This is a genomic window from Streptomyces sp. NPDC021100 (genome assembly GCF_044333095.1).
In the GTDB taxonomy this organism is placed as follows: domain Bacteria; phylum Actinomycetota; class Actinomycetes; order Streptomycetales; family Streptomycetaceae; genus Streptomyces.
Genome location: NZ_JBIRQH010000002.1, coordinates 366,886 through 379,312 on the forward strand (window position 1 = coordinate 366,886; position 12,427 = coordinate 379,312).

Annotated in this window: 13 protein-coding genes; 6 read left to right on the forward strand and 7 right to left on the reverse strand. The window is 72.4% G+C overall.

Annotated features, from left to right (window positions below):
* The first annotated feature begins 138 nt into the window (after window positions 1–138).
* On the forward strand, window positions 139–570 hold the full coding sequence (locus ACH4PU_RS05250) for a cysteine/serine endopeptidase inhibitor (protein ID WP_398266255.1): 432 nt from the start codon (window positions 139–141) through the stop codon (window positions 568–570).
* A 141-nt stretch (window positions 571–711) separates the two neighbouring features.
* Here ACH4PU_RS05250 and ACH4PU_RS05255 read toward each other — a convergent pair whose 3' ends face one another.
* Window positions 712–1,653, reverse strand: coding sequence for an NAD-dependent epimerase/dehydratase family protein (locus ACH4PU_RS05255; RefSeq protein ID WP_398266258.1), 942 nt, complete (start codon window positions 1,651–1,653; stop codon window positions 712–714).
* A 276-nt stretch (window positions 1,654–1,929) separates the two neighbouring features.
* Here ACH4PU_RS05255 and ACH4PU_RS05260 point away from each other — a divergent pair, with 276 nt between their 5' ends.
* Window positions 1,930–2,349 (forward strand): hypothetical protein, encoded by a 420-nt coding sequence (locus ACH4PU_RS05260; protein ID WP_398266261.1) that lies wholly within the window; start codon window positions 1,930–1,932, stop codon window positions 2,347–2,349.
* A gap of 33 nt (window positions 2,350–2,382) precedes the next feature.
* Here the strand turns inward: ACH4PU_RS05260 and ACH4PU_RS05265 are convergent, their stop codons facing one another.
* Window positions 2,383–2,784, reverse strand: a complete 402-nt coding sequence (locus ACH4PU_RS05265) for a hypothetical protein (protein WP_398266264.1) — start codon at window positions 2,782–2,784, stop codon at window positions 2,383–2,385.
* A gap of 276 nt (window positions 2,785–3,060) precedes the next feature.
* Between ACH4PU_RS05265 and ACH4PU_RS05270 the strand changes: the two genes are divergently transcribed.
* Window positions 3,061–3,699 carry a DUF6545 domain-containing protein gene (locus tag ACH4PU_RS05270; protein ID WP_398266267.1) on the forward strand — a complete coding sequence of 213 codons (639 nt, stop codon included), beginning with the start codon at window positions 3,061–3,063 and terminating at the stop codon, window positions 3,697–3,699.
* 366 nt (window positions 3,700–4,065) lie between these two features.
* Entirely contained in the window at window positions 4,066–5,235 is a 1,170-nt protein-coding gene (locus tag ACH4PU_RS05275; RefSeq protein ID WP_398266270.1) for a PfkB family carbohydrate kinase, read from the forward strand.
* A 423-nt stretch (window positions 5,236–5,658) separates the two neighbouring features.
* Here ACH4PU_RS05275 and ACH4PU_RS05280 read toward each other — a convergent pair whose 3' ends face one another.
* The 3 genes from ACH4PU_RS05280 to ACH4PU_RS05290 form a co-directional block, all read right to left on the reverse strand.
* Window positions 5,659–6,612 carry a hypothetical protein gene (locus ACH4PU_RS05280; RefSeq protein ID WP_398266959.1) on the reverse strand — a complete coding sequence of 318 codons (954 nt, stop codon included), beginning with the start codon at window positions 6,610–6,612 and terminating at the stop codon, window positions 5,659–5,661.
* A gap of 75 nt (window positions 6,613–6,687) precedes the next feature.
* A complete protein-coding gene (locus ACH4PU_RS05285; RefSeq protein ID WP_398266273.1) occupies window positions 6,688–7,578 on the reverse strand; it encodes a fumarylacetoacetate hydrolase family protein in 891 nt (296 codons plus the stop codon).
* A 109-nt stretch (window positions 7,579–7,687) separates the two neighbouring features.
* On the reverse strand, window positions 7,688–8,797 hold the full coding sequence (locus ACH4PU_RS05290; protein WP_398266276.1) for an epoxide hydrolase family protein: 1,110 nt from the start codon (window positions 8,795–8,797) through the stop codon (window positions 7,688–7,690).
* Window positions 8,798–8,891: 94 nt separating this feature from the next.
* On the opposite strand from ACH4PU_RS05290, the gene ACH4PU_RS05295 reads away from it, so the two are divergent.
* Window positions 8,892–9,818 (forward strand): LysR family transcriptional regulator, encoded by a 927-nt coding sequence (locus ACH4PU_RS05295; RefSeq protein ID WP_398266279.1) that lies wholly within the window; start codon window positions 8,892–8,894, stop codon window positions 9,816–9,818.
* Between the two features lie 121 nt (window positions 9,819–9,939).
* Here ACH4PU_RS05295 and ACH4PU_RS05300 read toward each other — a convergent pair whose 3' ends face one another.
* Entirely contained in the window at window positions 9,940–10,506 is a 567-nt protein-coding gene (locus ACH4PU_RS05300) for a TetR/AcrR family transcriptional regulator (protein WP_398266962.1), read from the reverse strand.
* Window positions 10,507–10,607: 101 nt separating this feature from the next.
* Between ACH4PU_RS05300 and ACH4PU_RS05305 the strand changes: the two genes are divergently transcribed.
* Window positions 10,608–11,540 carry a DMT family transporter gene (locus ACH4PU_RS05305; protein ID WP_398266282.1) on the forward strand — a complete coding sequence of 311 codons (933 nt, stop codon included), beginning with the start codon at window positions 10,608–10,610 and terminating at the stop codon, window positions 11,538–11,540.
* Window positions 11,541–11,916: 376 nt separating this feature from the next.
* Here the strand turns inward: ACH4PU_RS05305 and ACH4PU_RS05310 are convergent, their stop codons facing one another.
* On the reverse strand, window positions 11,917–12,351 hold the full coding sequence (locus ACH4PU_RS05310; RefSeq protein WP_398266285.1) for an Rrf2 family transcriptional regulator: 435 nt from the start codon (window positions 12,349–12,351) through the stop codon (window positions 11,917–11,919).
* Window positions 12,352–12,427 lie beyond the last annotated feature (76 nt).

Below are 12,427 nucleotides of genomic sequence, written 5' to 3' on the forward strand. Positions count from 1 at the left end.
ACTGGGGCCGACGGGGGTTGCGGGGACACCGGGGACCGTGAAATCCATGGGTCCCGAAGCCGGAGGCCAAGTCGACGAACGCCTTTCCGCCCCCGGCTCCGCGTGTCGTATTCCCCTGCCTCAGGAGGAGACATCACCATGCGTGAATTCAGGCGAGTGCGCCGAGTTCGTTTCGCCGCCTGCGCTCTGGTCGCCGCCGCCACGGGTATCGCCCTCGCCGCGGGACCGGCGTCGGCCGACATTCCGATCGGCCAGAACATGACCGGGAAGATGACCTACTACAACGACAAGGGCTACGGCGCCTGCGGAACGCCGATCGACGCCTCGTCGCAGGACCTGGTCGCGGTACCCGCCGCCTGGTGGACCTCCCCGAACCCGAACAACGACCCGCTGTGCAGAGGCGTTTCGGTGGAGGTCTCCTACAACGGCAAGACCATACGGGTCCCGGTCCGGGACAAGTGTCCGTCCTGCGACCGGACGCACATAGATCTCAGCCAGACGGCTTTCCGCAAGCTCGCGCCGCTGGACCGGGGCGTGGTCAACGGAATCACCTGGAAGTTCGTCCGCTGACGTCCTCCGGGATGTGACGGGCCCCCCTTCCCGAGTGGGAAAGGGGGCCCGAGCGGAAAGGGGCCTGCGCGGGTAAGCGGGCCCGCCGCCGCGGATTCCACGACGGAATTCCCGCCGGTACCCCGGGCCGCCGCGCGGGATTCACCCGCCGGCGGCCAGGCGCTCCCGCCACCACGCGACCGTGGCCCCGACCTGTTCGTCGACGGGCGTCGAACGGACCGTGAAAGCGGACCGGTAGGCGCTGGAGTCGACGACGAAGGGGCGGTCGAACTGGTAGCGGATCTCCTTCAGCTCGCGCAGCAGCGGGGAGAACAGCGACGCCACGCCCAGGACGGCCGACGGCGTCGGCCGGACGGCGACCGGTGCCGTTCCGGCCGCGGCGGAGAGACGGTCCGCCATCTCCCGGACGGAGAGCGGCGGTTCCGTGGGAACGTGCCACGCGCGGCCCCAGGCGCGTTCCTCCCCCGCGGCCTCCACGAGGGCCGCGGCCACGTCGGGAAGGTAGCTCCAGCTGTGCGGGGCGTCCGGGTCGCCGAGCGCGGTGACCGCCTTGCCGCGCAGCAGCGGGGGCATGAAGCGCCCGGCCAGATGGCCGCCGTCGGTCACGCCGGGCCCGAAGAAGTCGGAGGCCCGTACCTCGACCGCCCTGACGCGCCCCTGCTCGTGCAGGGTCCGCACCCGCTCCCACGCGGCGGCGCGCACCCGCCCCTTGGGGCCGGTCGCCGCGAGCGGCAGGTCCTCGGTCAGGGGCCCGTCCACCGGGCCGTAGCCGTACAGATTGCCCAGCATGACCAGGACGGCGCCGGTCGCCTCCGCCGCCTCGGCGAGCGACGCGGCCAGCGGCGGCCACTCCTTCGTCCAGCGGTGGTAGGGCGGCGCGGCGCAGCCGAGGATCGCGCCGGCGCCCCGCGCGGCTCCGGTCAGCCGCGCCGCGTCCGTCGCGTCCAGGGCGACGTGCTCGATGCCGGGCTCGGGGGCCCGTCCCGACCTGGTGACGACGCGTACCGTATGGCCCTGTCCGGCCAGGAGCCGGGCGGCGGCCGCACCGGCGGGCCCGTATCCGACGACGATGTAAAGACTCACCGGCGCACCCTAGCGCGAGCGGCCGGCGTCGTCGCAGGTGGAGGCTGCTTCCAAGGCCGAGGTGCGATCAACAGCGCGGCGTGGTGAGGATGGAACGAGCGGTCTCCGTCGGTCGCCCCACCCCGTGCGGCAAGGGCGCGGGGTGGAGAACGACCCCCCGGGAGGGCCACATCCGGCCTGCCGGGCACGTTCGTTCCCGGCAGTGCGGCGGCGCGCTCTTCCCGGGCTCTCGGACTCGCCGGCTTCGGGAGGCCGATCCGGACTAGGAGAGAGACCATGTCGCACTCCTCGCAGCCACACCCCACGCATCACCACGGCGAGAGGTCCCTGGCGGCCGCCGCCGGGCTGACGGTCTTCGCTGCCGTGATGCTGTTGATCGACGGCTTCCTGAACGTACTCAGGGGCATATCGGCGATCGTCCACGACACCGTGTTCGTCAACGCGCCGAACTACGTCTACAAGTTCAACGTGGCGGGCTGGGGATGGGTGCACCTCTTCCTCGGCATCGCGGCCATCATGGTGGGCGTCGGCCTGTTCAAGGTCTCCGCCTGGGCGCGGGTGCTGGGCATCGTCATCGCGTCGCTCATCCTGATCGCCAATTTCCTGTCCCTGCCGTACTTCCCGCTGTGGTCGGTCGTCGCCATGGCGACGTGCGCGTTCGTCATCTGGGCGCTCTGCGTCGTCCGCCACGACTGACCGCGGCCGACCGGTCACGGAACGGACGGCCGGTCACACCCCCGACGCGGCCAGCTCCGCCAGCACCCGTTCCACGGCTTCCGCGGAGGAGCGCCGCGCGGCGCGCGAGGCGGAGCGCCGCAGGCGGGTGAGGCCGACGGCGGCGCCGGCGTAGCCGGCCGCCAGGGCCCAGGCCGCCCGGGGCGGTGGCATGATCCGCTCGGTGGTCCGCAGCAGAGCCTGGTGTGCGGAGACGAGGGAGAGCGCGCCCAGGGCGCCGCTGAGCGCCATCGCGGTCCCGGCGAGGCGCGCCCGGCCGACCGCCGTGGTCAGCGGGCCGGCGGGGCCGCCGGCCTCCGCGCGCACCAGCCCGGACACGTCCCGCCAGAGCCGTCCCGCCGCCTCGGGCCACGGCCCGTCCAGTGGCGATCCGTTCGTCCCCGCCTTCACCGTCATGACGTCCTCCGTTCCTCCCGTCCGCCGCGGCCGCCACTGCCGTACGCCGCGACCGCCGGCAAGACACGGGTGCCACGGATCCGTGCGGCGAAACCGGGCGGACGGGCGGGAGGGGCTGGCTGGGGCGCCGGGAGCCCGTCAGGACGGACGAGGAGACGTGAGCGGAACGGGCCCGGGATCCCGCGCCGCCCCCCTTGCCCGGCGCGGAACCCCGAACCCGTCCGATCGGACGCCTCACTCCTGACGGATCGTCAGGGCGTCAGCACCCACTTCTGGTTGGCGAGCCCGTTGCCCATGCTGCTGGGGGACGGCCTGGGGGCTCGACGACGTCCGGCTGGCCCTGCTGGCCGGCCGGCAGACAACGGTGACGACACGGTCTCCACGGCCCTGGCCCTGGTGTGCGCGGCCCTGGTGGCGGCCGGCGGCAGTGCGGCGGTCCGGCCTGCGCTGCGCCACTGGTGGTGGTTCCTGCGCACGTACCGGGCCCTGACGCCGCTGTGGTCCGCCTTCCACCGCGCCTTCCCGACGACGCCGCTGCCCGCCCGCCGGCACCCGTTCGCCGTCCCGGCCGGCCTGTCCCCCCGCCGGCTCCGCTTCGCCCTCTACCGCCGTGTGATCGAGATCCACGACGGCCTCCTCCTGCTCCGGCCCCACCTCCCGGCGGCCCCCGAAGCGGGCCCGGGCACCGCAGGCGCCGCCGTCGCCGGCCCTGGGAACGACGACGCCCACACCGCGGCGACCCGTATCGCCCACGCCCTCCGCGACCGCACTCCCCCGCCGGGCCCTCCGCCCGGCCCCCTCCCCCTTCGCCCCACGACCGGCACGGACCCCGCGGCCGCCCAACTCGCCGCGGTATCCCGCGCCTTCGCCCGGCTGCCGGCCGCGCCCGCGCCGGGCGGCTCCGGGGGGAGGTGAGGTGGGCCCGGCCGCACGGGCTCCGTCGAACGGCTGCCGCTCGCTTCCGCAGCGGCCGTCGACGCCGCCCGTAGACACCGCCGACACCGCCGCCCAGCCCCCGCGAACTCGCCGCCCCCCCCCGGCCGAGCGCGGCTTGCCGAGCCCCGGCCGGCCACGGCCGGCAGGCCGATGGGCGAGATCGGGGCGCCGGCCGTCGCATTCCCGCCCGGCCGGTTCGCCGAGTCCGCCCGCGCCTCGCGCACCTCCGGCAGGGTGCGCCTTCGTCCGCCGCGGCTCTCGCGGCTACCGACCGCCTCCGCCCGTACCATCGGCACCGCCGGTCACTCCGCACCCCATCGTCCGTACCGAAAGGCCCCTCTCCTTATGATCATCGTCGCCGGGGAAGCCCTGATCGACCTTGTCCCCGCGGAGCCCGCCCGCGACGCGCCGACGACCGGCGATCGGCTCTCCGGCCCGGGGGCGCGGTCCGGTACACGCCCCGGCGCGGAGCCCGGCGCTCGACCCGGCGCCGACGCGGGGAGGTCCGGCCGGCGGCGCCCGGACGACGCGACGCGCACAGGCACCGGGCCCGCCGCCGGCGCCGGCCCCGAAGAGTCCACCGCGCGGCACCCCGACACCGTTCCACACGCCGACGCCCCGGCCTCGTCCGCCCCCGAACTGCCCGCCCTGCGGCCCAAGCGCGGCGGCGGCCCGTACAACACCGCCGTCGCCCTGGCCCGCCTCGGCTCCCCGGCCGCGTTCTGCTCGCGGCTGTCCACCGACCACTTCGGCGAGGCGCTGCTCGACGGCCTGGCGGCGGACGGGGTGGACACCTCGCTCGTCCAGCGGGGTCCCGAGCCCACCACCCTGGCGGTCGCGCACATCGGCGCCGACGGCTCCGCGGCGTACTCCTTCCACGTCGAGGGCACCGCCGACCGCCTCTTCCGGACCCCGGGGACGCTGCCGGCGGCGGCCCGCGCGATCTCGTTCGGCACCTGCTCCCTCGTCCTGGAACCGGGGGCCTCGGCGTTCGAGGAGCTGCTGCGCCGCGCGTCGGACGGCGGCCTGTTCACCGCCCTCGACCCCAACATCCGGCCGGGCCTGATCCCCGACGCCGACGCCTACCGGGCCCGCTTCCGCTCCTGGCTGCCGTACGTCACCCTGCTCAAGCTCTCGGAGGAGGACGCGGCCTGGCTCGCCGGGCCCGCCGACCCGGCGACGGCCGTCCGGCGGTGGCTCGCGGCCGGCCCGTACGCCGTCGTGCTCACCCGCGGCGGCGCGGGCCTGACCGTCCTCACCCGGGACGGCCTCGAACTCTCCGTCCCCGGCGAGAAGGTGGCCGTCGTCGACACCATCGGCGCCGGCGACACGGTCAACGCCGCGCTGCTCCACCGCCTCGACGGCCACGCCGCGCTCACCCCGTCCCCGTCACTCACCGCGGAGCAGTGGCGGGACACCCTCACCTTCGCCGCCCGCGCCGCCGCCGCGACGTGCTCCCGCGCCGGGGCCCAGCCCCCGTACGCGGCCGAACTCGCGGTGCCGGCAGCGCTCTGACCGAGTGTTCCGTCCGGTGATTCGTGTGGGGTTCCGGGTGAGGTTCCGCGCCGGTCGGGGGTGACTTCACCGGTGAGTCCGCGGGCCATGAGGTCGGTCATCGCGAGGTGGATCACGGCTTCGGAGTGGTGCGGGTACCGCTCGTAGCAGCGGGCCAAGTGGGTGGGCCGGCAGCGGGTGTCCTCCTCGAAGGTCTCCTCAGCCCGGCGGTAGGAGAGCCAGGCATGCCGGCCCTGGCGGCCGTATGGGCCCGCCGCAGGTCGCTGTGATCGCGATGGGGACTCCGCCGCAGTGAATCCTGCATGTGCCGCGGCGCCGCCCTGGCGAACCGTCAGGTGCGCCGGGAGGGCGGTAAACGGAATCACTGCTACCGCCGATCGCCGGACCGTCGCCTCTCGCGCCCGGTCCAGCCCCCCTCCAGCGTCACCCTGCGCTGCGTGCCCGTTCGTCGCGGCTGCACGAGAACCGGGCCTGCCCGACGGCCTCCGGATCGGCGGACCGCGTGTCTCCCGTCTCCACGCGGAAGGGGTAGGTCCCGGCCGCGGTGAACGCGTCGTGGATCGGCACGATGAGCGAGGTGAGGCGACGGACGCCGGCGTCACCGATCGGCGTCCACAGCGCGGCGCAGTGCTCGTCGGTCTCGGCCTCGATCCGCTCGCGCGCCGCGATGCCGAGGTCGGTCGCGGTGCCGTCGGCGTCGAGCCAGCCGCGTGCGACGAGGCGCGTCGTCGCCGCGGCCACCTCCTCGTCGTCCCACAGCCGGGTGGCACGCGCGATCGCCGCCGGGAAGTGACCTGTCGCGGTTTGCAGAACGTTGCAGTCGCACGGCCCGAGGCCGTTGGCGGCGAGCACGGTGATATGCGCGTCACCGCGCCACTCGCGCAGCACCGTGATCTGCTGCCACAGCGCGACGAGCGGATCGGCTGGGAGAGGGACCGAGGCGTTGGCGGCGGCCATCGTCTTCCCGGCGTAGTCGGCGCTCGCGACGACCGGGTCGATCAGCGATCGCGCCTCGGCGATCCGGTCGGCGGTGAGGCTCACGCCGACGCGTCGCACCGCACGATCGACGGCTGCGAAGCGAGCGGCCTGCCACTCCTCCGGCGTCGCCGCGTCCCACACGCCCGCCATGGCCCGCACCGACCGCGGGCTGAAGTTGTAGAAGGCCGCGAGTGTGACCTGCCACGGGACCGCGCCCATCGGGGCCGCCCGGAACGCGAAGTACGCCGGTCCGTACTCGGTCACGCCCAGCTTGGCGGCCTCTTCCGGTGCCTCGGGGATGAAGTAGACGAACAGGTGGGTGGCGTTGATGGTGAGGCTGACCTCGCGGACGGCATGCGGGTCCATGGCGGTGCGAGCGAAGGTGCCGGCGGGATGCATCGCGGTGGTCTCCTGGCAAGTGGGAAGGGTCAAGGTCGTCTTGGTGCATCCGGCGCATCCGGTGCATCCCGTGCGTCAGGGCGGCTCTGGTGCGGTGATCCGTGCGGAGATCGCGCCGAGTTCCCGCACTTCGATCCGGACCGTGTCCCCCGGTGACAGGTAGGGGCGGTGGCCACACAGTTCCTGGATGCAGCCGGTGCCCACGGGACCGCTGGCGAGGATGTCACCGGCTCGCAGGGTGGTGCCGCGCGACGCGTGCGCCAGCATCTCGCCGAACGACCAGTGGATCTCCTCCCAGCTGCCGCCGCCGTAGTGCTCGTCGTTGACGTACCCGTCCATCCGCAGCGCGTAGCCGTTGCCCGAGCGGTGGGGTTCGAGTTCGTCGGGGGTGACGAGGAACGGGCCGAGGCTGGTCGAGGCGTCCTTGCTCTTGGACGGGCCGTACACGAACCCCGTCTCGCTCGCGGAGATATCGCGTGCGCTCCAGTCGCAGTAGACCAGGTAGCCGGCGATGTGCTGCTCCGCCGTGGCGGCGTCGAGGTCCGAGCAGTCCCCGGCGATCACCGCGGCGACCTCGACCTCGTAGTCCCACCACCGAGCGCCCGGGGCGATGGGGACTTCGTCGTGCGGTCCCTTGATCGCCGCCGGGTTGGAGAAGAAGAAGAGCGGATGTTCGTACCAGACCGGGCTGACCCTGCCGTCGCCGACGGCCGCCTTACCCGCGTTACTGATGTGACGTTCGAACGCGGCGAAGTTGCGGACCGCCGGTGGCACCGGGATCGGCGCCAGCAGGTCGGCCGTGGCCAGCTCGACGATCTCGGTCGGTGCCCTGGACGCGGCGGCCTCCAGCCCGCCTTCGGCGCGCAACAGCTCCAACAGGCCCATGCCCACGGCGCGGATGGTGTTGTCGTGCACCACGCCGCAGCGCCTGGAGCCGTCGGCGGAGCGGTAGCTGACCCACTTCATCGGGCAAGCACCTCCCGGGTGCGGTCGTGGGAACGTCGTGCGTCGGCAGGGGCGGATGCCTGAGGGTCCAGCCCGATGCCGCCCATGCCTCCGTTGATCACGACCGTCTTCACGCGGCCACCGTCCGCGCGAACTTGACGATCTCCCCGGCGAACAGCTCAGGCTGCTCCAGGGCGGCGAAGTGGCCGCCCGCGGGGATGTCGTCGTTGAAGTAGCGCAGGTCGTGATAGGCCCGCTCGGCCCAGATACGCGGGGTACGCGTCAGTTCGTCCGGGAAGACACTGACCCCGACCGGAAGGTCCAGCTCGGTCGGAGCCGACGGCTGCCGGGCGCACTCCCAGTACAGGCGGGCAGAGGAAGCAGCGGTGCCGGTGAACCAGTACAGGGAGACGTGGTCGAGGATCTCGTCGGGGGTGAGGGCGCCGGGCCGGGACCAGTCGAGGAATTTTTCGTAGATCCAGGCGGCCTGCCCGGCCGGGGAGTCGGTCAGGGCGTAGCCGATGGTCTGCGGCCGGGTGCGCTGCACGACGTGGTATCCGGAATGGACGGCGAGGAAGCGGCTGCCCTGTTCGAGTGCGGCCTTCTCCTCAGGGGTCGGGTCGTCGCCGACCGGTGGAGCGGCGAGGAACTCGGGGAAGTTGACGTGAATCGCCCGTAGGCCCGTCAGGCGCTGCGCCCCCATGCGGGTCGCGACGACACCGCCCCAGTCGCCTCCCTGGGCCAGATAGGAGTCATAGCCGAGGCGCCGCATGAGCACGCCGTACGCGCGGGCGATCCGGTCCGGGTCCCAGCCGGTCGAGGCGGGCTGGTCGGAGAAACCGTAGCCGGGCATCGAGGGGACGACGAGGTCGAAGCCGTGCCCGGTGAGCGGGCCGACGGTCCCCAGGAACTCCAGGAACGAGCCCGGCCACCCGTGCAGCAGCAACAGGGGGGTGGCGTCGGGGCGGGGCGAGCGCACGTGCATGAAGTGGAGGCCGAGACCGTCGATGGTCGTACGGAACTGGCCCAGCTCGTTGAGCCGCCGCTCCAGACCGCGCCAGTCGTATCCGGTGGCCCAGTACTCCAGCAGTTCCTCAAGACGCTCCCGCCGCACCCCCTGGCTGCTGTCCGGCACCGTCTCCCGGCCGGCGAGGCGTACCCGGTGCAGCCGGTCCTTCAGATCCTTGAGGGCGCTGTCCGGAATGTCGATTCGAAACGGTGTCACGCTGTCCGACGTCATGGTCACCACGGTGCGGTCGCGACGAGCACGCAGTCCAATGATTGTTCCGGAACATGTAATACGGCCTGCGTATAAGGCCAGTTAGGGTGAGGGGGTGTCCGAACGCTTCCCCGCGCCCGTGGACCTCGACCTCCGGCTGGTGCAGTGCTTCGCGGTGGTCGCCGAGTACCGGCACTTCGGCCGTGCCGCCGAGGCGCTGCACACCACCCAGCCGTCGCTGAGCCGGCAGATCGGCCGCCTCGAACGGCAAGTGGGCGTCCGCCTGCTCGACCGCACCACGCGCGGCACCCGGCTCAGCGAGGCCGGCGAGGTCTTCCTGCCCCAGGCCAAGGAGTTGCTGCGCGCCGCGGTCAAGGCGATGGCCCAGACCCGGGCCTCGGCCCGGCCCGGCAGTATCACCGTCGGCTACACCAGGGGGCTGGTCGTCACCGCGGCCGTGCGGGCCCTGCGCGACCGCGATCCCGACGCCGAGGTCCACACCCGCCTGCTCGACTGGAACGACTCGCGCGGCGCGCTGCTGGAGCACCGCGTCGACGCGGTGGTGACACGCCTGCCGTTCCCCACCGACCGGCTGCGTGTCACCGTCCTCTACGACGAACCGCGCGTGCTGGTCGTGCCCCGGGACCACCGTCTGGCCGGCAGGGAGTCCGTCACCCTCGACGACATCGCCGACGAGCCGATCCCCCACGTACGCCAGTCCGACCCGTCGCTGAACGCCTACTGGCGGCTCGACCCCCGGCCCGACGGGCGCCCCGCACCCGACGGCCCCCTGGTCGAGGCCCTCGAGGACAAACACGAACTCATCGCCGCCGGGCAGGCCGTGGCCATCGGGCCGCCCCTCGACCACGCGACCGGCCTGCATCCCAGCCTCACCACCGTCCCGTTGCACGGGGTCGAACCGAGCCAGGTCGTCCTCGCCACGCGTACCGGCGACCGCAGCCGTCTGGTCACCGCTTTCCGCAAGCATGCCGAAGCTCTGCTGACCGGAACCCACCGTGCGGGACCGGTCAGCACGACATGACCGGCGGCGATGCGCACCCGGTGCGGCACGCTCGCCCGGTGCGCATGATGCGGTGCGCTCCCTCATGCGGTGCTCGGCGAGGTGAGCAATACGGGCGAACGGCAAGGGTTGTCAAGGGAATTCACCCGCACTCCCCCGTAGCCGCAAGGAGAGCTTGCGCCTGTTGACGGGCATGGCCGATGGGATCCGCGATGACGTGCAGACCGTGGGCGACGAGTGCTCCTTCGTGAAGCAGCAGGAGCGTCCGGCCCAGACGGTCGGCTCCGTCCGGGGCGATGTCCCTGGCGAGGCCGGTGAACAACGCGAGCATCCACTGCTTCTGCCCAGTGATGATCGGGTACGCCGGGTGGGACGGGTCGCTGATCTCGGCGTGGGCGTTGACCATGCCGCATCCCTTGGAGTTGTTCTTCGCCGACCATGCGCGTGAGGCGTCGAAGACAGCCAGGACGCGTGCCGCCGGCGCCGGCCGCGCGGCGTCGAGGTGCTGGGCGAGGAAGGCGCGCCAGCGTTCGTCGCGATCCGCGAGGTACTCCACGACGATCTGCTCTTTGGAGCCGAACCGGTCATAGAGGGTCTTCTTCGTCACCCCGGCCTCGGAGGCGATCAGATCCACCCCGACGGCATGGATGCCGCGCTCGTAGAACAGCCTCGCGGCGGCCTCCAGGACGCGCCGTGCGGCAGGCGTCATCGTGATCCGCCGCGGCCTCTCGGTAGTGCTCACACCGGGGAAGTATACCGATCTGTTTAGCGGGAAGTGAGTATACCGATCTGTATCGTGAAGGGGGAGACATGAACTTCCTGCTTTCCATCGCCTTCGTGCTCTGCTGGAGTTCCGGGTTCATCGGGGCGAAGCTCGGCGCGGGCAGTGCGTCCGCGGTCACGATCCTGATGTGGCGGTTCCTGCCGCTGGCCATCGCCCTGATCGTCGCCGCCACCGTTTCCGGAACGTCGTGGCGGGGCCTCGCGGTGCGGGATGTCGCCCGGCAGGCCCTGATCGGCGTGCTCTCGCAGAGCGGCTATCTGCTCACCGTCTACTACGCGATCCAGCTCGGCGTCTCCAGCGGCACCACAGCCCTGATCGACGGTGTCCAGCCCCTCGTCGCCGGAGCACTCGCCGGACCGCTGCTGCGTCAATACGTCTCGCGCAAGCAGTGGCTCGGCCTGTGCCTGGGGATGGGCGGCGTCGCCATCGTCACCATGGCCGATGCCACGGCCGGCTCCGGTGTGGCCTGGTGGGCCTATTTCATTCCCTTCCTCGGCATGTTCTCGCTGGTGGCGGCCACGTTCCTGGAAGGCCGTTCCCGCGCGCAGGTCGCTCCCGCGGTGTCGATGACCGTCCACTGCGCCACCAGTGCCGTCATCTTCACCGCCCTTGCCCTGAGTGCCGGAGTCGCGAAGCCGCCCGCTGAGCTCTCCTTCTGGGCCGCGATCACCTGGCTCGTAGCCTTGTCGACCTTCGGCGGATACGGGCTGTACTGGCTCATCCTGAGGCGCTCCGGAGTCACCAAGGTCAACACGCTCATGTTTCTCATGGCTCCGGTTACGGCGGTCTGGGGAGCCCTCATGGTCGGTGAACCGTTCGGTCCGCAGACCGCCGCCGGTCTTGCCGTCGGTCTCGTGGCGGTCTTCATCGTCTATCGCGGTGACACCCGGTCCACCAGGGCGTTCGCGCGGGATACGGACACGGCCGAGGCCGTGGAGCCGGCCAAGCACGGCGCCTGATGCCCCCGCCCCGCCAGAGAGTGTTGTTTGCGGCACGGGCCACCGGACATCCGGCCCAGTCGCTCCTGGCGTAGGCGACCCAGCGGAGCACGGTGTGGCGGCGCACCCAGGTCACGCCGGCGAGGACCGGGCCAGGCGCACCCTCATTCCCTCATTCTCATCCGCATCGGGCGGCAGCAGCCGGAACCAGTCGGTGTACCCGCGTAGCACGGTGGAGTCCGACGGCCGTCAGAGAGCCCCGGTTCCCCGCCCGGCGGCCGGTTCGGCCGGATGGACCGGCCCGGACGCCGTAGTGCACGGGCTGACGGCCACCATGACGAGGGCCCTTTGGTGGGCGAAGCCGGGTTCGGCGGATGCGCGGCCGATGGCGGAGATGCTAGCGAGGTGCCGCGAGTACGTCCCGGAGTACGTTCTCGAGCGTGACGCGGGCCAGCTCGCGTCTCAGCGTCTCCTCGATGCCCTCGTAGATGCCCTGCATCGCCGGCTGAATGCCGTGACCCACCACGCACCCCTGGTCCGGGGTGGCCCGGTGCAGGGCGAACAGCGGGCCGGGCTCCACTGCCTCGTACACGTCGAGCAGAGTCATCGACTCCAGCTCGCGCGCCAGCGACCAGCCCGCGCCCGCCCCCCGCCGGGACTCCACGAGCCCGGCCCTGCGCAGCTCGCCCAGCAGCCGCCTGATCACCACGGGGTTCGTGTTCGCGCTGGTCGCGATCTGCTCGGAGGTGGCGACCTCGTGGCCTCGGCGCTGGTAGAGACCGATCCAGGCCAGGGCGTGGGCGGCAAGGGTCAGCCTGCTGTTGGCACTCATGCACCCCTCCTCGCGGCCGCAACGCTTGATGTTACGACAACCCGGTCGTAACAGCGAAGGTTGCATCCACCTGTCG